Annotated in this window: 21 protein-coding genes; 13 read left to right on the plus strand and 8 right to left on the minus strand. The window is 60.2% G+C overall.

Annotation, left to right across the window (positions count from 1 at the left end; all coding sequences use genetic code 11):
- Positions 1-328, plus strand: a 328-nt coding sequence (locus BO74_RS18195; RefSeq protein ID WP_496444354.1) for a transposase, incomplete at its 5' end; no start/stop codon positions are given.
- A gap of 93 nt (positions 329-421) precedes the next feature.
- Positions 422-844, plus strand: coding sequence for a DUF4395 family protein (locus tag BO74_RS18200; RefSeq protein WP_496444356.1), 423 nt, complete (start codon positions 422-424; stop codon positions 842-844).
- A gap of 38 nt (positions 845-882) precedes the next feature.
- On the opposite strand, the gene BO74_RS18205 is transcribed toward BO74_RS18200, so the two are convergent.
- From BO74_RS18205 to BO74_RS18220, 4 genes are all read right to left on the minus strand, one after another.
- Positions 883-1,659 (minus strand): response regulator, encoded by a 777-nt coding sequence (locus tag BO74_RS18205; RefSeq protein WP_496444358.1) that lies wholly within the window; start codon positions 1,657-1,659, stop codon positions 883-885.
- 208 nt (positions 1,660-1,867) lie between these two features.
- Positions 1,868-2,017: a hypothetical protein gene (locus BO74_RS18210; RefSeq protein ID WP_496444360.1), complete on the minus strand. Its 150-nt coding sequence runs from the start codon at positions 2,015-2,017 to the stop codon at positions 1,868-1,870.
- A 300-nt stretch (positions 2,018-2,317) separates the two neighbouring features.
- Entirely contained in the window at positions 2,318-3,133 is an 816-nt protein-coding gene (locus BO74_RS18215) for an N-acetylmuramidase domain-containing protein (protein ID WP_496444362.1), read from the minus strand.
- A gap of 11 nt (positions 3,134-3,144) precedes the next feature.
- Positions 3,145-4,722 carry a PGAP1-like alpha/beta domain-containing protein gene (locus BO74_RS18220; RefSeq protein WP_496444364.1) on the minus strand — a complete coding sequence of 526 codons (1,578 nt, stop codon included), beginning with the start codon at positions 4,720-4,722 and terminating at the stop codon, positions 3,145-3,147.
- Between the two features lie 323 nt (positions 4,723-5,045).
- Here BO74_RS18220 and BO74_RS18225 point away from each other — a divergent pair, with 323 nt between their 5' ends.
- The 3 genes from BO74_RS18225 (at position 5,046) to BO74_RS18235 (ending at position 6,839) form a co-directional block, all read left to right on the plus strand.
- Positions 5,046-5,564 carry a DUF4231 domain-containing protein gene (locus BO74_RS18225; protein WP_496444366.1) on the plus strand — a complete coding sequence of 173 codons (519 nt, stop codon included), beginning with the start codon at positions 5,046-5,048 and terminating at the stop codon, positions 5,562-5,564.
- Between the two features lie 362 nt (positions 5,565-5,926).
- Complete coding sequence (locus BO74_RS18230) at positions 5,927-6,325, plus strand: hypothetical protein (protein ID WP_496444368.1); 399 nt, start codon at positions 5,927-5,929, stop codon at positions 6,323-6,325.
- Positions 6,326-6,395: 70 nt separating this feature from the next.
- Positions 6,396-6,839: a PACE efflux transporter gene (locus BO74_RS18235; RefSeq protein ID WP_496444370.1), complete on the plus strand. Its 444-nt coding sequence runs from the start codon at positions 6,396-6,398 to the stop codon at positions 6,837-6,839.
- Between the two features lie 6 nt (positions 6,840-6,845).
- On the opposite strand, the gene recJ is transcribed toward BO74_RS18235, so the two are convergent.
- Complete coding sequence (gene recJ / locus BO74_RS18240) at positions 6,846-8,573, minus strand: single-stranded-DNA-specific exonuclease RecJ (protein ID WP_496444372.1); 1,728 nt, start codon at positions 8,571-8,573, stop codon at positions 6,846-6,848.
- Entirely contained in the window at positions 8,570-9,643 is a 1,074-nt protein-coding gene (locus tag BO74_RS18245; protein ID WP_496444374.1) for a hypothetical protein, read from the minus strand. Before BO74_RS18245 ends, recJ begins: the two co-directional genes overlap by 4 nt.
- Before the next feature lie 152 nt (positions 9,644-9,795).
- Here BO74_RS18245 and BO74_RS18250 point away from each other — a divergent pair, with 152 nt between their 5' ends.
- Together BO74_RS18250 and lolD are read left to right on the plus strand one after the other, a co-directional pair.
- Entirely contained in the window at positions 9,796-11,043 is a 1,248-nt protein-coding gene (locus BO74_RS18250; protein WP_496444376.1) for a lipoprotein-releasing ABC transporter permease subunit, read from the plus strand.
- The gene (gene lolD, locus BO74_RS18255) at positions 11,036-11,731 is read left to right on the plus strand and encodes a lipoprotein-releasing ABC transporter ATP-binding protein LolD (RefSeq protein WP_496444378.1); all 696 of its coding nucleotides are present in this window, start codon (positions 11,036-11,038) and stop codon (positions 11,729-11,731) included. Before BO74_RS18250 ends, lolD begins: the two co-directional genes overlap by 8 nt.
- Positions 11,732-11,742: 11 nt before the next feature.
- On the opposite strand, the gene BO74_RS18260 is transcribed toward lolD, so the two are convergent.
- Together BO74_RS18260 and BO74_RS18265 are read right to left on the minus strand one after the other, a co-directional pair.
- A complete protein-coding gene (locus BO74_RS18260; RefSeq protein ID WP_496444380.1) occupies positions 11,743-12,237 on the minus strand; it encodes a hypothetical protein in 495 nt (164 codons plus the stop codon).
- 25 nt (positions 12,238-12,262) lie between these two features.
- Positions 12,263-13,231, minus strand: coding sequence for a cache domain-containing protein (locus BO74_RS18265; protein ID WP_496444382.1), 969 nt, complete (start codon positions 13,229-13,231; stop codon positions 12,263-12,265).
- Between the two features lie 198 nt (positions 13,232-13,429).
- Here BO74_RS18265 and BO74_RS18270 point away from each other — a divergent pair, with 198 nt between their 5' ends.
- The 6 genes from BO74_RS18270 (at position 13,430) to BO74_RS18295 (ending at position 20,550) form a co-directional block, all read left to right on the plus strand.
- A complete protein-coding gene (locus BO74_RS18270; protein WP_496444384.1) occupies positions 13,430-14,416 on the plus strand; it encodes a transaldolase in 987 nt (328 codons plus the stop codon).
- A gap of 116 nt (positions 14,417-14,532) precedes the next feature.
- Positions 14,533-15,330: a ComEC/Rec2 family competence protein gene (locus BO74_RS18275; RefSeq protein ID WP_496444386.1), complete on the plus strand. Its 798-nt coding sequence runs from the start codon at positions 14,533-14,535 to the stop codon at positions 15,328-15,330.
- A gap of 122 nt (positions 15,331-15,452) precedes the next feature.
- A complete protein-coding gene (locus BO74_RS18280; RefSeq protein ID WP_496444388.1) occupies positions 15,453-17,255 on the plus strand; it encodes a recombinase family protein in 1,803 nt (600 codons plus the stop codon).
- Positions 17,248-17,973 (plus strand): DNA/RNA non-specific endonuclease, encoded by a 726-nt coding sequence (locus BO74_RS18285; protein WP_496444390.1) that lies wholly within the window; start codon positions 17,248-17,250, stop codon positions 17,971-17,973. The genes BO74_RS18280 and BO74_RS18285 overlap by 8 nt, the downstream gene beginning before the upstream one ends.
- Positions 17,974-18,473: 500 nt before the next feature.
- Positions 18,474-19,328 (plus strand): phospholipase D-like domain-containing protein, encoded by an 855-nt coding sequence (locus tag BO74_RS18290; protein WP_496444392.1) that lies wholly within the window; start codon positions 18,474-18,476, stop codon positions 19,326-19,328.
- 89 nt (positions 19,329-19,417) lie between these two features.
- A protein-coding gene (locus tag BO74_RS18295; protein WP_496444394.1) for an IS3 family transposase occupies positions 19,418-20,550 on the plus strand; the annotation gives its coding sequence in 2 pieces (ribosomal slippage) (positions 19,418-19,676 and positions 19,676-20,550; 1,134 coding nt in all).
- Positions 20,551-20,614 lie beyond the last annotated feature (64 nt).

Below are 20,614 nucleotides of genomic sequence, written 5' to 3' on the forward strand. Positions count from 1 at the left end.
TCTCGGCGCCCTGATCAAAGACGCCGGCAAGAAGAAGGTCTTCCTGATCCTCGACAACTTGCGTGTCCATCACAGCAAGCCGGTGAAAAAATGGGTGACCGAACACGCCGAGCAGATCGAACTGTTTTACCTGCCGAGCTACAGCCCGGAATTAAACCCCGAGGAACGATTGAATGCCGATCTCAAACAGGCGATGGGGTCAAAAGTCCCAGCCCGTACCAAAGCCAAACTCCGCTCCGCCGCGACCCAGCACATGACCGAACTTGAGCGTTCGCCTGAACGCATCAAGGCCTTCTTTCAGGACAAACAGGTTCGCTATGCCGCGTAAAAACTTATTCGGGCCTGATCAATAATTGCGAAGTTGCTTGACTAAATAACAGTAAATACTAATATGGTTATATATTCAACAAGGAGGTGTTTCATGCTGCGTTTCGATATCGCGCCGGTTTGCTCCAATGCCTACCGTTTCCAGGCCACCATGAGCTTCACGATTGCCGCGCTCTACCTGTTTACTCCGTGGAAATGGGTCGCGTTCATCCTGGCGATCGGCGGTTTTATTCGTGGCTTTGTCTCGCCGCACAGATGCCTGTCCTACAAGCTGTTCGAGAAAACCACGGCACGGATGGGGTGGGTAAAGAAGGTCAATGCCGGTGCCAAGATGTTTGCCGACAAGATCGCCTTCGTCGCCGGGGCGGCGATGGCCATCAGCTGGTTGGCAGGGTCGTCAATCGGGGCCATTCCGGCGACAGCGATCCTGATCTTCGCCTTCCTCGACCTGGCGACCGGCTTCTGCGCTGCCTGCTGGGCTTATTCTGCCTGGTATCGCATGCGCGGTATGGCTTGATGGGAGGGGAACTCCGGACGCGTTTTGTAATCTGCAGGTCAAGCCGTGGTTTCGATGCCGCCGCCGATGATGAACAGGTCGACAGCCAGTCTGTCGGCGCGTTTGACGGCGGCGGCGAATTGCTCCTGACTGAAGTAATGCAGCCCCATCGAGGCTAGCTGCTGCCGGGCTTCAAGCGGTGTCATCCGGGCAACGGTGTCGTTCGGAATGTGTGCGGTCCTTCGCTCGAGGCGAGGTGCGGCGGGAAGTTGGTCAGGCGAAGCCTCTGGTTGTGGCGTTACCACGGAAACGTCGGGCTTCTTCTCGCTGTCGGCGTTTTCGAGTTGCGCCAGATTGCCTGTGGCGACGAGCGTCTCGATGCGGGCAAAGACTTCGTGCCGGGCGAACGGTTTCTTCATGAAATCGTCGGCACCGATCCGCTTGGCGTAGAACTGCTCCGTTGCCTGCTCGTTGCCGCTGATCATGATTACCGGGATGCGGCTGGTCGCTTCTTCCTTGCGCATTTGCCGCAGCGCGGCGAACCCGTTGATGCCGGGCAGCACGATGTCGAGGAAGATGAGTTCAGGCCGGGTGGCCCGGGCAATGTCGATGCCGGTTTCGGCATCGGCGGCTTCCGTGATGAGACAACCTGCGGAACGCAGAATCTTGCCGAGTACGGCGACGATGGTCGGCGAATCATCGATGATCAGAACCCGACGTCCTTTGTGACTGTAGCGTTTTTGCCGGCGCCGCTCGGTCTGCGCGGTTTTTTCCGCGAGGGCGGAGGCTGTGTCGTTTTTGGTGAGTATCGATCTGATCTGCCGGATAAAACTCATGCTGGTGTTCCCGCCCCGTGTTCTGATAGTGGCGGCAAGTATATGCGAATCGGCAGCCCTAATGGCCGATGCATAGGCGGTTCAGGCGTTTCTTCGGGGAAGGCGCTGCGGGAACGTCATCCGGGAAAGGCGGTGCCTTCCCCGGTGAGAAAAATGCACGGTTGTGCTGGAAATGACCCTGTATCGTTTGTTATCGGGTCGTGGCCGTTCAGGCGGCTTCGGCGACGAATACGGTCATGCCGACAACACGGATTCCGGCATATTTCGACTCGTTCCTGGCAATCCAGGTATCGACCGCATCCAGTGTCAGGTTGGCAGCGAGGACTTGTCCGGTGCTTTTATTCACGACGGAATACATAGTTCAATCCTTTCATCCGAGTTGGCCAGTTTTACTTGAAACTGCAACGTGCCCCGCGGATCATGTCTCTCGCGAACGCCCGAAGTTCTCTCCCGGCGTCGACTATCCCAAAAAAAAATCCCACACCGGTTCGGCATGGGATTCAAAATCCCATCGTTGCGATGGGTCAGGGAGGGTCAAACATTGTCAGCGGGGGACGCTGAAGCAACGTCGGCAATATTAGGCGTACACCTTTCCAAAGTCTGTTTGACATCTTCAGTACTTGCGTAACGGATTGTAATCAATCCGGGGCGTCGGTTTTCAAGGCCGTAACCCCGCCTTTTGGCAAAGCGCGACATAGCAGGGGCCGTCGAGGTCGCTGCCCGGAGGCAAGCCGGCCTGCAGGCGGAAGCTGTTGAGTGCGTTGCGCGTGCGTTGTCCGATCACCCCGTCGATCTTGCCCGGCGAAAAGCCGAGGTAGAGCAAGGCGATCTGCGCCGCGCGCAGCTGGAGATTGGGGAGGGAGCCGGAGGCCAGGCGGGCGTACGCCTGTTCGAGCTTGATGTCGTACTGATTCTTGGCGTACGCCGCGCCGTTGTATCCGCGGGCGAAGGCCGCCCAGTCGCGGCGCTGCAAGGCCTTGTGAAGATTGCGGGCGGCGAGGAAGCGGCCCATGGCCAGAACCTGTTCATCTTCACCGTCCGTCATGGCGTGAACCATGGCCTCGGCACTTTCGAATCCGGCCAGGTCGGCATTGAACCCCATGATCTGGCCGAGCCCCCAGGAGGCGGAGCGCAGGGCCGGTTCCGGGCCGAGACCGTGAGCGAGACATAGCGCGAGCGCCTCTTCGAGTTTTGCGTATTGCGTACCCAGGCCGCCGTAGCCGCCGGCCGGGCCCGAGAGATGCGGGGCCTGCGCGTTGAAGCGGCCCTGCGTCTCGCGGCGGAAGATGTGGCGCTCGAACAGGATCTGTGGCCGGCCGTCGAGGCGGAAGCCGCAGCCTTGTGTCACCCCTGAAGTTTCGACGTCCACTACGGCCCAGATGACGGCGGCTTCGGCTTGTTGCAGGCCGATCTGCGCAAGGGCGTTGCCCAGACCCGAAGAAGTCAGCGGTTGGCGCTTCCCGACGAATTCCATGATTGTCCTCCTCAAGACCAGGGGCGTGCCTCGATGTGCAGTCGTCCTGCGATACCCGGTCGCGTCTTCTGCGCGACGGGAATATCGAAGGCGAGTCCGGCACCGTCGGGCAGGGCATAGGCCGGAGCATTCTTCCCGGGACGTCCTGGGTTGTCTTCCTGATAGCCGTACTTGATGCGCCAGCCCGTAGGCTCCGAAGTATCGGGAAACGCCTCGACCAGTATCCACTGGCGCAGGATGTAGCCGCCCTCGTAGTGGCGCTTCATGAACATCACCCCGTCGACCTCGTAGTCCGGAACGAGCACCTTCAGGTCGAAGGCGAAACTGACCGAACCGGAGGCCTTGACGCTCTTGCTCGGGTCGAGGAAAACCGAGAACAGGTGCGGGCTGCGGCGGCGATCGGGGGGGCGTTTTGTGGTGGGCTGGCCCGGGAAGAGTTCGTCGTAGGTGCGGAAGATGGCCGAGTTCTCGCGCGCTTCTCGGCGCGTCATCTGCCACTGGCAGCCACGCACGCTGACCGCAGCTTCGAATTGATAGGCCGCGCGCACCGCTTTCCCGGCCTGCATTTCCCTGGCGACCTCGTTCGGGAGGGAAATGTCGTCAATGTCGAGGATGCCGTCGATGCGCAACGCGCCGAACAGGAAACGGGTGAGGTTCTGGTAGCCCTCCTCGGAATTGACGATTCCGTAGTGGCCGGAGTGACTGCGATGGACGAAGGCGCGCGGCGAGGTGACGTCGCGGCCGTCCGCCCCGGGGCCGTGGGTGGTGGCGTTCTCGATGCGCACCAGGCCGTCGCTGGCTTCCCCGGCCGCCCAGGACGACAGGCCGCCGGCGACCGTGTAGTCGCGGGCGTTGGTGCCGACCAGGTTGAAGATGCGTTCCGGCGGGAAGTTGCGCACCACCGAAACGTCGTCGCCGGCAGGGAGCGCCAGGTAGCCGGCCATGCGTTCGCGGTTGAAATTGTTGACGTCGCCGAAGCTCATCCAGCCGGGGATGTTGCGCACGATGCGCATGTCAATCCCGTTGTGCGGCGTAGCGTAGGTGAACACCTTGTCGACGGCGCGGCGAGCCTCCGCCGAACCGATCGCCGGGTTCTGCAGGAAGGCCCGGCAGACGAGGCCGCCCATCGAGTGCGCGACCAGATACACCCGGAAATCTTCGGGCGTGACGCCGTTCTTCGGGTTGGCGCAGACCTTGTCGCGCAGACGCAGGATCAGTCGGTCGAGGCCGCGGGCGAAGTGCTCGATCGGCGGCGTTTCGCCACTGCCGAAGTCCTTGCTGGCTTCGTCGTAGTAGCGGTGGATGACGATGCAGCGGTAGGGAATCGGCCGGTCGGTGCGCTCCGTGGCGACGAGGTCCTCGCCATCCTCGAAGACGTCGAAGTAGCCGTGGTCGCTCATCAGGCGAACGAGCGGCGACTCGAAGAAAAAGCGCTTTACGTCGCCGGTCCAGGCCATGCGCGACTTGGTCGAGCCGATATTGAATCCCATGTAGGGGTCGGCGACGGTTTCCTCGATCTCGCCTTGCGTCGCGGCGAAACCGCGCACGTAGATGATCGGGTGGAACGGGGGGTGCGGGCTTGCGGACATGACGATCCTCCGGTGAAAAGCTGGGATGCACGATCCGGATGCAGCCATGGACTCTGAACTGGCAGCAAAGTTCGTGATCCAATGGGGCGCTAAACCTTAGGGAAACGCTGAAATATTCGTCACCCCGGCGAAGGCCGGGGTCCAGTTCGTTGAATTTTCTGGATTCCGGCCTTCGCCGGAATGACAAATCTTCAATAAATCAGCACGTCCTTAGTGAAGCGATCATAGGCCGATGCCGGAAATCGTCAATCGATGTATCGCCGCTTCGATGCGCGTGCTATGGTCAAAAGGCAGCGTAGTTGTTGAATGAAGGAGTCGCGGTCATGCAAGCAGAACGCACTTCCGATGTCTTGTCGATGGCGCCGCAGGCATATGTTGCGGAACGGGTCGAGCAATACCAAAAATGGTATGACGGCAAGGCGGTGATCATGAAGCGCCGCTACCTGCAGATGCGTGCATTCTCGGTAGTCGGTGGCGGCCTCGTGCCGGTCCTCGTCAATCTGCCTTCTTCGCACACGCTGTTCGATGTCCCGGTGATCCAGCTTGTGGTTACGGTGATCAGCCTGCTGGTCGTCGTCACCGTGTCTCTGGAAAGCGTTTTTCATTACCGCGAGCAATGGAAAAACTACCGTTCGACCGAGCAGTTGCTCGGGCACGAGAAATTCCTCTTCCGTTCGCGTGTCGGCCGCTATCGCGATCTGGACGACGAGAAGGCGTTTCGGCTGTTCGTGGAAAGAGTGGAAGAGGCCATTTCCATCGAAAACGCCGCGACCCTGAACGTGATGACCATGGCCAGCGAGACAGTGGAAGCCACGAAGCATGCCAAGGCCGGCGCTCACTGACCTACCTCTCACGACCTGGCGAGGTGAAACATGGAAAAAAGCGACCAGCCCAAGGCGACCCTCGACGATCTTCTGGCCGAACTGAAAGCGCAAGGCGCCAGGAAGAAGGACCTCTGGGATCGCCTTCCGATGATTTCGACGTTCATATCCACCGTGGTCCTCGGCGTTGCCGGCCTGTGGTTTACCCACAGCTATAACCAGCGCCAGGCGGCGATCGTGGAAATGCAAGCCAGGCAGGATCAGGAGAACAAGAAGCAGCAGGCGCGCTGCTGGTCATCACCACTCTGGCGAGTCCGGAGTTCGCCACGCAGTTCGCCAGGCTCAATCCCTCCCGGGGAACCCAGGCTGCGGCCGACCGTATCATGGCCGGCGCCGCTTCAACCAGCCAGGCGGCGCTGTCCGTTGCTGTCGCCGTCAAGGTTCCACAGGCAGTTCCGGACGCTCCACGGCCGCAGCCTGCCGCTAGCGGGACGAAGCGTGGCTGGATCTACCTCGGCCATTACGTTGCGCCCGAAAAACGCTGGGAAACGCGCTATTTCGATTTCCCCGAGTCGGCCGATCCGGCGTCGCTGGTGTCTTCATCCCCCGCAGTGCGCAATCAGACTGGGAGCATCAATGTCCGGGTCGGCATGCCGACCGAGTCGGGAGCGTTTCCTGCGGTTCGCGAGGCGCTGAAGCCCGGCAATCGCGTCAAGGTTCTGACGGTCAGGGAATGGTCCTACACCGGGTACATGTGGGCCGAGGTCGATTACATGCCGTAATCGGGGAATATTGGTCAGAAAATCTTCTCCCCGGTAGAATCAGCTCCTTCGGCCGTTTCCGATTTTTCCAATGCAACACTCCCCCAAACTGCGTTCTCCGCTCGACCGCCTGCGCCAGGTGGCGATGTTCGAAATCGGCGGCCTGCTGCTGATTACGCCGCTTTTCGTCTGGATTTCAGGTATCGCCCTGCTCGATTCGCTTGGCCTGCTGGCACTGATGGCGGTGATTGCAGCGATCTGGAACGCGCTCTATAACACGTCCTTCGACTGGTTCGAAGGACGTCTGACCGGACGCACGGCCGACCGCCGTCCGGCGCTGTTGCGCGTGGTGCATGCCGCCGGTTTCGAGGGCGGGTTGTTGCTGGTCAGTCTGCCGGTGGTGATGGCCTGGACCGGCATGGGCTGGCAGCAGGCGCTCGTCGCGGACATCGGTCTGGCAGCGGCGTACGTGGTTTACGCCTTTGTCTTCAACTTGGGGTACGACCGGGTCTTTCCTGTTTCGCAGCCGGCGTAACGTCCCTTACCGGCTGTTTTCGAAGTGCTCGATCATTAGCTGCGTCGACTGCACGCCGTTGTACTCGTTGACCGACAGCCGGTAGGCGGCGCGGATTCTCGTGCCCGGCGATTCGCTGAAATTGAACTGGATGGCCTCGATGCGCATTTCGCCGCGGCGCAGGCGGAGCTTGAGGTGCTTGTCCTTGAGGATGCGCTGGTTCTCGACGGTGAATTCGTCCTCGAACAGCGGCGCGGGGAAGCCCTGGCCCCAGACTTCGTCGTCGAGCAGGCGGGCGGTGTTGATCGAGACGTAGCTCTCTTCGAGGCTGCCGTCGGTTTCCAGCGTGCGGGTGAGGTCGGCCGGCGCGAGCAGTTCGTCGGCGACCTGGGCGAACAGTTCGCGGAAGCGGGGGAAGTCGGCTTCCATGATCGTCGCACCGGCGGCCATGGCGTGGCCGCCGAAGCGCTTCAACAGTCCCGGCGCACGCTTGGAGATGAGGTCGAGTGCATCGCGCAGGTGCAAGCCGGGGATCGAGCGGCCGGAGCCCTTGAGTTCGCCGTCGGCAGTGGTCTCGTCGCCGCGGGCGAAGGCGAACACCGGGCGGTGGCGCTTGTCCTTTATGCGCGAGGCGAGGATGCCGATGACGCCCTGGTGCCAGTCCGGGTCGAACAGGGCGATTGCCGGGCCGTCGGTTTCACTGATTGCGTCGAGATGAACGAGCGCCTGTTCCTGCATGCCGGACTCGATGTCCTTGCGTTCGCGGTTGAGCTTGTCGAGTTCCTGCGCAATATTCAGTGCGCGACCTTCGTCGTCGGTGATCAGCGCCTCGATGCCGAGCGACATGTCGGCGAGGCGTCCGGCGGCGTTGAGGCGCGGCCCGATCATGAAACCGAGATCCATGCTGCCGGCCTTGGCCGGATCGCGCCCGGCGGCGCGGAAGAGTGCGCGGACGCCGGGGGTCAGCCGCCCGGCGCGCATGCGCTTCAGGCCCTGATCGACGAGGATGCGGTTGTTGCGGTCGAGCTTGACCACGTCGGCGACCGTGCCGAGGGCGACGAGGTCGAGCAGCGCGGCGAGGTTCGGCTCCTTGACGCCGGTTGCGTCGCCAAACCAGCCGCGCGTGCGCAGCTCGGCGCGCAGGGCGAGCATCACGTAGAACATGACGCCGACGCCGGCCAGCGATTTGCTCGGGAAACCGCAGCCGGGCTGGTTGGGGTTGACGATACAGTCGGCCGCCGGCAGTTCGTCGCCGGGCAGGTGGTGGTCGGTGATCAGCGTGGCGATGCCGAGTTCGGCGGCGCGGGCGACGCCGGCCAGGCTGGCGATGCCGTTGTCGACGGTGACCAGCAGGTCGGGGTTCATCGTCGCCGCGAGGTCGACGATTTCCGGCGACAGCCCGTAGCCGTAGGTGAAACGGTTGGGCACCAGGTAGTCGACGCTGGTGCCCGTGTCGCCGGCCAGGGCGCGTAGCGCGCGCACGCCGACGGCGCAGGCGGTGGCCCCGTCGCAGTCGTAATCGGCGACGATCAGGATGCGTGCCTGCGCCTCGATGGCGTCGGCGAGCAGCGCGGCGGCGGTGTCGGCGTGGGTGAGGCTGGCCGGCGGAATCAACGCGGCGAGTTCGTAGTCGAGTTCCCCTTTGGTCTGGATGCCGCGGGCGGCGTAGATGCGGGCGAGCAGCGGATGTACGCCTTGCTGTTCGAGCTGCCATTGCACGCGGGGCGGTACCGGGCGGGCCTTCAGTTGGGTCATCGCGATTCCTTGGCCAGCGCGCCGATGAAGTCGGCCAGCGGTTGTGGGCGTTGCCAGATGCGCCATTGGTCGAGGCGGCGGCAGTCTACGGTCAGTGCGGCATACGTCGTCGCGGCGTGCAGCCGCAATTCTTTCAATTGCCCAGCGGACAGGGCGCGGCGCAGCGGGGCGAGCCACTCGGAATCCAGCCGGGCGAGGGTGTCACGGTAGTCGGCGCCTTTTTCATATTGCACCGGGCCGAGCAGGTCATCGAGTACGACAAGATGCCGCGTGCCGGGGGCGAGGGTCGCGAGAAGCGCGGCTGCATCGTTGGGGCAGGCGTGGGTTGGGGTACCTGCGGTGCGGGCCAGGCCGATGGCAAGGGGGTCGTTTGCCCAGACGCCGTCGAAGTCGCCCTCGATGCGCTCCGGCAGGCGGCCGCGTCCCCACAGCCAGAGGCTGTTGAGCGGCAGCGCGCCCTGTGCCTCGCGGCGCTGGTTGACCGGATGCGTGTGCAGGAAGGCCTGGATCTCGTTGCACAGGTTGTGTACGGCGCGCTCCTGCAACACGTCCGGCAGCAGGTGCTGGACGCTGCGCCCGGCGACGGCCGAAAGCGGCGGTGCGTCAAAGGCCGGGAGCGTGCAGTTTTCGGCAAGGCGCAGATACCAGCGATGCGGCGCGGCGTAATGGAATTCGCCGACGTCGGCGAAAAACTGGTTCAGGTCGTCGACGAGCGCCTGCGCGTCGTCCGGCGCGATGTTCAGCGTGGCGCCATCGGCGAGAATCAGCAATTGCTGGTCCAGCCGCAGGTGCACCGGGTCGGCGGCGAGCCACTCGCCGTCGTGCGGAGGTGCTTCGTGGCCGGCGTCGCCCGCTCGCCGGAATGCCGCATAGGCCGCGTTTCCTTCATGGCCGAACAGGGCGGCGAGCATTGCTTCCAACGACTGCGTCGGCCGGTGGGCACGGCGGCTGCGCGCCAGTAGGGCGTTCAGCGCCGGGCAGGGAAGATCGGCGAGCGTTTCGCGGTCTTCGGGCTCGGGCCAGAGCAGTTCTGGGATGAGCAGGGTGACGTGGGGCGGTGGGAGCGACATGCGGCGCCTGAAAAGCGTGGGGGCGATTGGGGCCGGAAGTTTACCATGCGGGCGACAGCGCTCCGGAGATGTCGTCTTCCATGTTCGAGCGATCGCCGGGCATGACGTGTACCATAGCGTTCTTTTCGAACCGACTCGGATACGGGCCCCGGATGGCGCTTCCCTACGAATTGCTGATCGGCCTGCGCTACACGCGGGCGAAGCGGCGCAACCATTTCATTTCATTCATTTCGCTGATCTCGATGCTCGGCATCGCGCTGGGCGTGACGGCGCTGATCGTCGTGCTGTCGGTGATGAACGGCTTTCAGACGGAACTGCGCAGCCGCATCCTGGCTGTCGTTTCGCACGTGCAGATCAGCGGCGCGGACGGTGAGATGGCCGGCTGGGAGCAGGTGGCCGCCGATGCGGCGAAGCTGCCGGAGGTGCGTGGCGCGGCGCCCTATGTGCAGGCGCAGGGGATGTTGTCGTTCGGCCAGTCGGTGCGCGGGGCAATGGTGCGCGGGATCATCCCGGACGAGGAGGAGAAGGTCGCGGAGTTCCGCGCGCACATCAAGGAAGGATCGCTCGATTCGCTGCAGCCGGATGCGTTCAATATCGTTCTGGGCAGCGATCTCGCCCGCAACTTGGGTGTCGTTCCCGGCGAAAAGGTGACAGTGATTGCGCCGCAGGGCGTGGTGACGCCGGCCGGCGTGGTGCCGCGGTTGAAGACCTTCACCGTCAGCGGCATCTTCGAGGTCGGCATGTTCGAGTACGACAGCGGCTTGGCGCTGATCCGCATGGAGGACGCGCAGAAGCTCTACCGCATGGAGGATCGCGTCTCCGGCGTGCGCTTGAAGCTCGACGACCTGTTCCGCGCGCCGTGGGTGGTGCGGCAACTGGCCAACACCCTGACGGTGCCGGCGTACATCAGCGACTGGACGCGCAGCCACGCCAACTTCTTCCGCGCCGTGCAGATCGAGAAGAACATGATGTTCATCATCCTCTCGCTGATCGTCGCCGTCGCGGCGTTCAACATCGTGTCGACGCTGGTCATGGCGGTGACCGACAAGCAGGCCGACATCGCCATCCTGCGCACGCTCGGCGCCAGTCCGCGCAGCATCATGGCTGTGTTCATGGTGCAGGGAGCGCTGATCGGCTTCATCGGGCTGGGCCTCGGCGTCCTCGGCGGCGTGACGCTGGCGCTGAACATCGACGTCGTGGTGCCGTTCATCGAGCGCGTGCTCGGCACGCAGCTCTTTTCCAAGGAGGTGTATTACATCTCCAGCCTGCCGTCCGAGCTGCAATGGAGCGACGTGACCACCATCACCGCCGTGTCGTTCATCCTGTCGCTGGTGGCGACGATCTATCCGAGCTGGCGCGCATCCCGTGTCAATCCGGCGGAGGCGCTGCGCTATGAGTGAAAATCGCCAAATCGTCTTGGCCTGCCAGGGGTTACGCAAGATTTACCGTCAGGGCTCGGCCTACGAAGTACCGGTGCTGAACGGTGTCGATCTGGAAATCGCCGCCGGCGAGCGGGTGTCGATCATCGGTGCGTCGGGGTCGGGCAAGAGCACGCTGCTGCATCTGCTCGGCGGGCTGGACAGCGCCAGCGACGGCTCGATCCAGTTGATGGGCCGCGACTTGGCCAAGATCGGAGATGCCGAACGCGGCGAGATGCGCAATCGCCATCTCGGCTTCGTCTATCAGTTCCACCACCTGCTGCCAGAATTCACCGCGCTGGAGAACGTGGCGATGCCGCTGATCATCAGGCGCATGCCGAAGCCCGAGGCGGAAGCGAGGGCGGCGGCGATGCTCGGCGAAGTCGGCCTGTCGCATCGCCTCGATCACACGCCGGCGGAGCTTTCCGGCGGCGAACGCCAGCGGGCGGCGATCGCCCGGGCGCTGGTGACGGAGCCGGCCTGCGTGCTGGCCGATGAGCCGACCGGCAACCTCGACCGGCAGACGGCGGAGGATGTGTTCGAACTGATGCTCTCGCTGAACCGCTCGCACCGCACCAGCTTCGTGATCGTGACCCACGATCAAGGGTTGGCGGCGCGTGCCGACCGCATCCTGATGCTGCGCGACGGAGTGTTCCGGGACGACACCTGACGGACTCCCCGTTACTCCTCCGTTTCGTTGATTTCCTGGATGATCTTGAACAACGCCGGCAGGCGGTCCGGGCATTGTTTTTCGGCGGCTCCGGCGATCGCTTGCAGCGATTTGGCCAACGACTCCGGCGTCTTGCAGATGCGGATCCCGTCGGCGAGCGTCTGGGCGTGCGTGCCGAAACTGTCGACGCAGAAGTCGATCAACAGGTACTTGGCTTCGGAAAGCACGATGTCGTCGTTCAACTCGAAACGGCCACGCTGGCGCGCGGCCTTCCGTGTCGATGCCTCCGCGCCTTCGAAAACGACAAAGCCTTCGTTTTCCAGCGCGCGGATTTCGTCGAGGATCTCGTCTTCCTGGAACACCGAGCGTTCGACGACCTGCGCGACGGTATGCGGCTTCTCCACGCTGACGAGGACGCTGCGCTTGCGGATGCTCAGCTTGTAGAGCCGGTGCTTGAGTTCATCCTCGCCCTTGGCGGTGATGCTGAGACGGGTCGATGCTTCCACGGTTTTCCTTTGACCAGCCCGCCGCTCAGAACTTGAAGCGCGAGATCGATTTTTCCAGGATCGCCGCCGTCTTGCCGAGCTTCTTCACGCTTTGCAACAGCTTCTCGAGTTCGTCCTCCGACTTGGCTTCCGCGTAGTTTCTCGCCGTTTCCTCGAAGGTGGTGACCTGCGCGCTGAGCACGCTGGCGTTCTCGCGGATCGTCGAGGTCATGTTGATAAGCTTCATTTGCATCACCTTCAGCGAAGCCATCAGGCTGTCGTTGTCGTCTTTGGCGACGTCGATCTCGATGGCCAGGTCGCCGTTGGCGATCTTCTTCATGCTTTTCGCCGCGTCGTACGGTTCGCCACCCAGCTGGCGCAGGATGACCGCGCGCATGCGCAGGACGAGCACCGCGACCAGCGCCAGCAGGGCGCCGCCGACGATGAGGAACGTTGCCGCCTGCCTCCAGAAGCGCGCTTCGATGTCGTCCATGTAGAAACCGGTGCCCGGCATCCAGCCCCACGGTTCGAACTTCATCACGCCGTTAAGCTTGGGGAATTGTTTTTTCGGAGCGTCCGGCCTCGGCGCGCGGATAAGCACGAAGGCCTTGCCGTCCTTGCTCACGGCCAGCGCATCGCGATAGGCCTGCGCCGTCGAACGCCCGTCAGGCATCATGCCGCCGTCGTCCGGGGCGCCGAGCCGGCTGGGAATCGGGTGATAGATGAACGAGTCGCCGCTCAGAGAACGGATGAAGAAGTAGTTGCTTTCCTGGCGCTGCGCCCTGATCGCCTCGATCGCCCGAAGCTGGGCGACTTCCCGGGTCATCGCGCCATTGACTTCCAGCGCGTAAAAGTAACGGAGTTGCGAGTCGGCGAAGTCGAGTAACTGGGTGATCTGCTCCTTGCGTTCCTCGATGACGCTCTGCCGCACCGTGTACAGCCCGAAGGCGCCCATGATGGTCAGGCTGGCCAGCGATGCCGTGATGATGACCATAACCCGGTTCTTGAGTCGCATCGATTTCGCTCCTAGATGCCTCGCGGTGACCCGAGGCGAACGTTCGCCCATAAGAAAAAACCGTCGAAGCTTACACGCTTGAGGCGGGTTCCGGTAGTTGTTTGCTAGAATCAGCCGGTTTGCGCGGACGCCGGCAGCTGAAATCGCAGAAACCGCAGAATCCGTTTTGCCACACAATCGAAGAAAGAGGAGTTAGACATGTCCAAGAACCTGCTCGAACAACTGCGGGAGATGACCGTCGTCGTCGCCGATACCGGCGACATCCAGGCCATCGAAAAATTCACGCCGCGCGATGCAACGACGAATCCCTCGTTGATCACCGCAGCCGCGCAAATGCCGCAGTACCAGAGCATCGTCGATGAAACCCTGAAGCAGGCCCGCCTCGATTGCGGCGCAGAGGCCCCGGCGGCCAAGGTGGCTTCCCTGGCGTTCGATCGCCTGGCCGTTTCCTTCGGTCTGAAGATTCTCGAGATCATCCCGGGCCGCGTGTCGACCGAAGTCGATGCCCGCCTGTCCTACGACACCGCGGCGACCATCGCCAAGGGGCGTGAGCTGATCGCGCAGTACGAAGCCAAGGGCGTCTCCCGCGAGCGCATCCTGATCAAGATCGCCGCCACCTGGGAAGGCATCCAGGCCGCCGCCGTTCTGGAAAAGGAAGGCATCCATTGCAACCTGACCCTGCTCTTCGGCCTGCACCAGGCGATCGCCTGCGCCGAAGCCGGCGTGACGCTGATCTCGCCGTTCGTCGGTCGCATCCTGGACTGGTACAAGAAGGACACCGGCCGCGACTCCTACCCGGCCAACGAGGATCCCGGCGTGCTGTCGGTGACCCAGATCTTCACCTACTACAAGAAGTTCGGCTACAAGACGGAAGTCATGGGCGCCAGCTTCCGCAACATGGGCGAAATCACCGAACTCGCCGGCTGCGACCTGCTGACCATCGCACCGTCGCTGCTCGCCGAGCTGCAGGCGACCGAGGGTGACCTGCCGCGCAAGCTCGATGCAGCAAAGGCCTCATCGGTGGCTGTTGACAAGATCACCGTGGATGAGGCAACGTTCGCCCGCATGCACGCGGCCGACCGGATGGCATCCGAGAAACTGGCCGAAGGCATTGCCGGATTTACCAAGGCGCTGGAAACGCTCGAAGCCATGCTTTCCGCGCGCCTGAAAGAGCTGGAAGGCTGATCGAGACATCAAGAAGGGTCCGGGGGGGCTCGGAGAATGGGGAAAGACGGGAGGCCGTCTTTCCCCGTTTTCATTTGGGCGTTTGCCGGCGTCTTTTCCATTCAGCGATTTGAGTGATGCGCCTCTCGATCCTCGCTTTTGCAGCAGGTGTCCTGGCACTGCAGATGCAGGGCGAACTGCCTGGGGGTTGGCCGTTGGGCGTACTGGCGCTTGCTGGTGTGGCCGGATTCCTTGTGGCGCGGAACGGCAAGGGGTTGCCGGCACGCTGTGTCGTCGTGCTGTCCTGTGCCGTCCTCGGTTTCGTCTGGGCCGGCGGGCGGGCGCAGATCCGGCTGGCCGATCATCTGCCGGAAGCGTGGGAAGGGCAGGACGTCGAACTGGTCGGCGTGGTGGCCGCCCTGCCGCAACGCTTCGAACAGGGCGAACGCTTCTTTTTCGACGTCGAGCAGGTGCTGACGCCCGGGGCGCAAATTCCGCATCGGGTATCGCTGTCCTGGTATCGCGCGCGGGCGGGGGCGGGCGAGATCGGTGAGAACGCAGGAGCAGGGTCGGCGCGTTCGGTTCACCCCGGCGAACGCTGGCGTTTCACTGTGCGGCTCAAGCGGCCGCACGGCAATGCCAATCCACAGGGGTTCGACTACGAGGCCTGGCTGCTGGAGCGAGGTATCCGGGCTACCGGGTCGATCCGTACTCGCAGCGAGGCGGTCCGGATCGACGAGTTCGTCTGGCGCCCGGCATACCTCGTGGATGCCTTGCGCGACCGACTCCGCGAGCGCTTCGTGCGGGCGCTGCCGGATGCGCCCTACTCAGGAGTGTTGACGGCACTGGCCATCGGCGACCAGCGTTCGATCCCGTCGGCGCAATGGCAGGTGTTTCGCCGGACAGGCGTGATGCACCTCGTCAGCATAAGATAAGCATTAAAACGTAAATCGTCCTGAAGATGCATTTATATAGACATCAGATCTCGATCTCGTAGCTATTAAAACGTAAGTATCCGTATAATGACGGTACGCTATTTCATTGAGGCTGTGCCGTCATGCCCAAGGCTTACTCCTATATCCGGTTTTCAAGTGTCAGGCAGGAGCGAGGCGATTCCGTCGCCCGTCAAACAAAACTTTCCGTGGAGTATGCGGCAAAGCACGGTTTAGACCTCGACACCGAATTGAACATGAAGGACCTCGGGATTTCCGCGTATGACCGATCCAACCTCGACAAGGGAGCACTGGGCCAATTCCTGATTTTAGTCGAGGCAGGCAGCATTCCTCGGGGTTCATATCTCCTTGTTGAGAGCTTGGATCGTCTGTCCCGCGACAAGGTAATGGATGCTCTGACCATCTTCCTGAACATCCTGAGGGCTGGAATCGTTATCGTGACGCTGGCTGACAACCAAGTCTATAGCTACGAAAAGACCAACGACAATTGGTCGAGCCTCATCATGTCGATTGTCATCATGAGCCGTGCCAACGAAGAGTCCGCCATTAAGAGCCACCGCATTCGATCTTCGTGGGATGCTAAGCGGAAGAACATCGCAAACAAACGCCTGACGAAGCGCTGTCCATATTGGCTGAGACCTACTGATGATGACAAAGGGTTTGAATTCATTCCGGAACGCGTAGCGATTGTCAGACGCATTTTCAAGATGTCGAAGGAGGGCGTCGGTGGTGCCACCATCGTCAAGATTTTTAATACGGAAGGCGTGCCGGTCTTTTCCACAAAATCGAATGGCTGGCAAACCTCCTATATTGAGAAGGTTTTTAACAGCGTTTCCGTCTATGGTGCGTTGCAGTTGAAATTACAGCGCGACGGGGAGGAGACAGAACTCGAAGAAATACCGGATTACTACCCGGCGATCATGTCGAAAGAAGAATGGTTGCTGGCAGCTGCGGCTCGAAAATCGCGGCGCACACGAGGCGGCGTAAGCAAAGGCAATCAGCTGAGCAACCTGTTTTCAGGCCTGCTGCGCTGTGGGTACTGCGGCGGACCAATGAATATGGGCGGTTCGGTGAAAAAACGCGCCAGCGGCAACCACAGTGAGAGGAAGTACGTTGCATGTAGCAATGCTCGCCGGGGTATCAAGTGCAACTACATTCAATGGACTTACGACGATTTCGAGCAGTTGGTATTGAAATTCTGTAAGGCCGTCGATCTCTCGCAAGTCCTCGGTGTGAATCAGACTGGTGAGATTGAATTGAACGCTGAGATGCAGAACCATGAACGAATCAAGCAGGAAATCGTTGCCGTAAATGGCCGCAATCAGACCTTACTTGATGTTCTGGAGAGCACGGCACAGGCTGAACCGATGCAATTGATCCTGGACCGAATGAAAGCCAATGAGACCAAGCTCGACAGTCTGAAAGACGAGCAGAAGCAATCGGAGGAAAAAATCCTGCGCCTGACGAATTCCCGAGTGGATGCGTCAGTCCAGCAAAACCTGATCGTGGCTTTGTTACAGAAACTCGAATCCTTGGAGGGCGATGAATTGCATCTGCTGCGCATCCGCTTGTCCGAAGCGATCAAACGGGTTGTCAAACGGATCATGACCTACCCAGGTGGCCGCTGGTATTCCGAAGAAGAAATCGAAAACTATCGACGAGACCTGATTGCCTCGGAGGAATTCGACGACGAAACCGTCAAGGAAATGTGCGCCAAGCTCGACGCGCAGCCCAACAAAAAGAACAGGATGCTAATGCTGGAATTCCACAATGGCGAGCATCGAACGGTTCTGGCGTCGGGCAGGGTACTCGATCAAGGGAATCCACCGCCTGCCGATTGGGACATCCCAATGCTTTTCGAGAGTCTGGCTTTCAAGCTTTTCAAGCGCGTTGCCGCCGATGCTTAAACAGGTATTGCTTGCTCTTGTCGTTTTCGCAACGGCAGGAACAGCGTTTTCAGCTGGCAACGACTTCGCTGAGTGCCGCCAACTATTCGCGAATGGCACCCCTCCTGCTGTATCGGGTCGGAATGCAATACAGGCGAGGGCGCTTTGTTATCGCCAGTTTGCCGTATTGCACTCGGGTTTGAGCCATACGCCTGTCTATGTTGCTGAGCGGTTGAACAAGTCGATGCTGCTGAATGCCAGAGAAAACCAACGAGCCGACAAATTCTTTGTCGATGCTCGGTTGCCAGCGCGGGAACGCGCTGATCTGGCTGATTACCAAGGCTCTGGCTATGATCGAGGCCACATGGCTCCAGCGGGTGACATGGCGACAGTTGAGGCGATGGCACAGAGTTTTTCACTGGCGAACATGGTGCCTCAGGCTCCTATCAACAACCGCAAGGCTTGGGCTGATATTGAGAAAGCGACACGCCACTACATCATGCGTAGTGCTGGCGATGTGTTCGTCATTACCGGTCCAGTCTTTGAAAAATCGTCTCCGACCATCGGAACGAACAACGTTTGGGTGCCACAGCATTTATTCAAACTGGTCTATGACCCGTCATCGAAACGGGCGTGGGCGCACTGGCTGGAAAACAGTGATCAGGCGAGGGTAAGCAAGCCAATCAGCTACGAAGAACTGGTTCGACGCACCGGTATTGAGTTCCTGCCCGGTCTGTAATGGGCGAGGGTGTGATGGTTGTGTGGGCTTGTATCACAGCGTAAACGCTCTGAATGCCGCATGGTATAAGGGTTTCAGCCTATCAGTGTAGGCAGTGTGAGATGTCCGTCAGCAACTCTTTGATCGTGGCAATCGGGTGCCGCCCCGGTCTTTCGGCCACAAAGCCTTTTCCATTATCGGGACCATCCCTTCAAATCCATGAAACGGCAACAGGGAAAAGGGTGCCAGAGCCCGTTGAATTCTGTGGGTACCCACAGAGCGAGATCCGCCATAGGTGCGGCGTTGTCTATTTCGGGAAATAGCTGGACTGTGGGCATACTGGAAAATTTATTCGTGTCACCAGTTTGGGTGGTGTAGGTCGTCTGATGTGCCCGTTTCCATTTGTCAGCATCGGATTTTTTGCTTGTGATTGAAAAGACAACAAGAACAAAAGAACAAGCTGAAATACTCTTGGTGGAATAAGATGTTGGTTCAATATGTCTACTGATTAAAGTCTATCCTTGAGCAGAATTCTATATCACGCGCTGTGCCGCTCATCCGTGGATGCGTCCCCGTTCGATGAGTCTATTCTTACGGTTGCTAGAAAATCCAGTGTCCGTATTATCAGTCCCTACATTGGTATTTCGTACCTTGAACGGATCATCGAATGTTCAGAAAGCTGGCTGCTGGTATCAGATATTGAGGCATGGCTTTCTTCTCTCTCAGTCCGCGCCCGCCCCCGAGCATGGAGTTTTATTCGAGGCAATTTAGACAGAATTCATCATTGCGCAGGAATTCATGCGAAGGCAGTAATTGGTGATTGTATGGCTATGCTTGGTTCGGCGAATCTGACTGAAACTGGAATCCTTTCACGCACGGAGCTAGGAATTCTTATCGATGAAAAAAATCAGGTCGAAGAACTTCAGCGCTGGTTTGACGGCTTATGGGAACAGACTTCCTCTCCATTTATCGACGAAACTAGCGCCCTTGTGGCGTGGCTCGACGAAGAAAGCCAAAAAAGTGTTAGTCGTCGGCAGAAATTTGCACTATCGCCAGAAACACGAAAAGTACGCGCCAAACTGATTCGCATTGAGCAGCGTCGTGATCCGTTATCGTTCAACGGTCTTAGTCTTGACTCAGTGGCTCAAGCGATTTTGAGTCGGGACGACCAGCATTACACTTCACTAGACAAATCTCTCGAGAAAGCCATCGATAAACTCGCACCTGCCGGTTTTACACTGAAGGATATTTTTATTGAGGTTCGTTGCAGGACCCCTTCTGCGACCGTACGTGAAGTGTATTTTCTCCTGGTGCAGCATTGTGCTAATCACCCACGATCCGTATTCGTCGAAGAGACGGTCAATAGACTCGTTTAGAGGTAGCCCCGGAAATTCGGGCAGTCGGATAAGTGATATTTCTGCTTCAATAAGCGACGGAAGTCGCCGACCAACAGGAGCAGAGAGCAATGAGAAGACCCCGCCGTAATCACACAGCCGCGTTCAAGGCGAAAGTGGCGATAGCCGCCCTCAAAGGCGATGAGACCCTTGCCACATTGGCGGAAAAATTTGACGTTCATCCGAACCAGATTACGCAATGGAAGCAGCAGTTGCTGGAGAATGCAGTTGGCGTATTCACAACGGCCGCTGAGAAACAAGTGGTGGGTCCGGACCTGAAAGACCTTCACGCAAAGATAGGCCAGCAGGCGCTGGAGATCGATTTTTTAGCCGGCGCGCTCGGTCGCATGGGCGATGCGAGCGCAAAACGATGATTGACAAGGCGCATGATCTGCCGGTTGTGCGGCAGGTACAACTGCTCGACCTCTCCCGTTCGACGGCGTATTACCGGTCGCAGCCGATGTCGGAAAGCGACGTTCTGCTGATGCGTCGAATCGACGAATTACATCTGGAACATCCGTTTGCTGGTTCTCGCATGCTGCGAGACATGCTCAGGCTGGAAAAGATCGTGGTCGGCCGCAAACACATCGGCACGCTGATGAAGAAAATGGGCATTGAAGCGCTCTACCGCAAGGCCAACACCAGCCGGCGGAACCAGGCGCACCGGATCTACCCGTACCTCCTGCGTCACCTCACCATCGATCGCCCGAATCAGGTCTGGGCCATGGATACGACGTACATCCCGATGCAACGCGGATTCGTCTATCTGACGGCCGTTCTGGATTGGGCGACACGCCGTGTGCTGGCCTGGCGGCTGTCCAACACGTTGACGGCTGATCCGTGTGTCGAGGCGCTGGAGGAAGCCATTCTGAAGTACGGTGCGCCGGAAATCATGAACACCGATCAGGGCAGTCAATTTACCAGCACGGCTTTCATCAGCGTGCTTGAGCAGCACAAAATCCAGATCAGCATGGATGGAAAGGGCTGCTGGCGCGACAACGTCTTCGTCGAACGGTTGTGGAAATCCGTGAAGTATGAAGAGGTTTATCTGCACGGTTATGAAACCGTTTCCACCGCCCGACAGGCCCTGAACCGCTATTTCGATTTCTACAACCGCCGTCGCCCGCATTCAACGCTTGACGGAAAAACGCCCGACATGGCCTACTTCAACCTCACCAAGCCGCCGCTCGCCGCGGCGGCTTAAACCCCGGTAGAAATATCACTTATAAAAACCGAAATTCTGTCCAACTAACCGGGGCCACTCCTTT

The organism is Propionivibrio pelophilus DSM 12018, assembly GCF_059569095.1.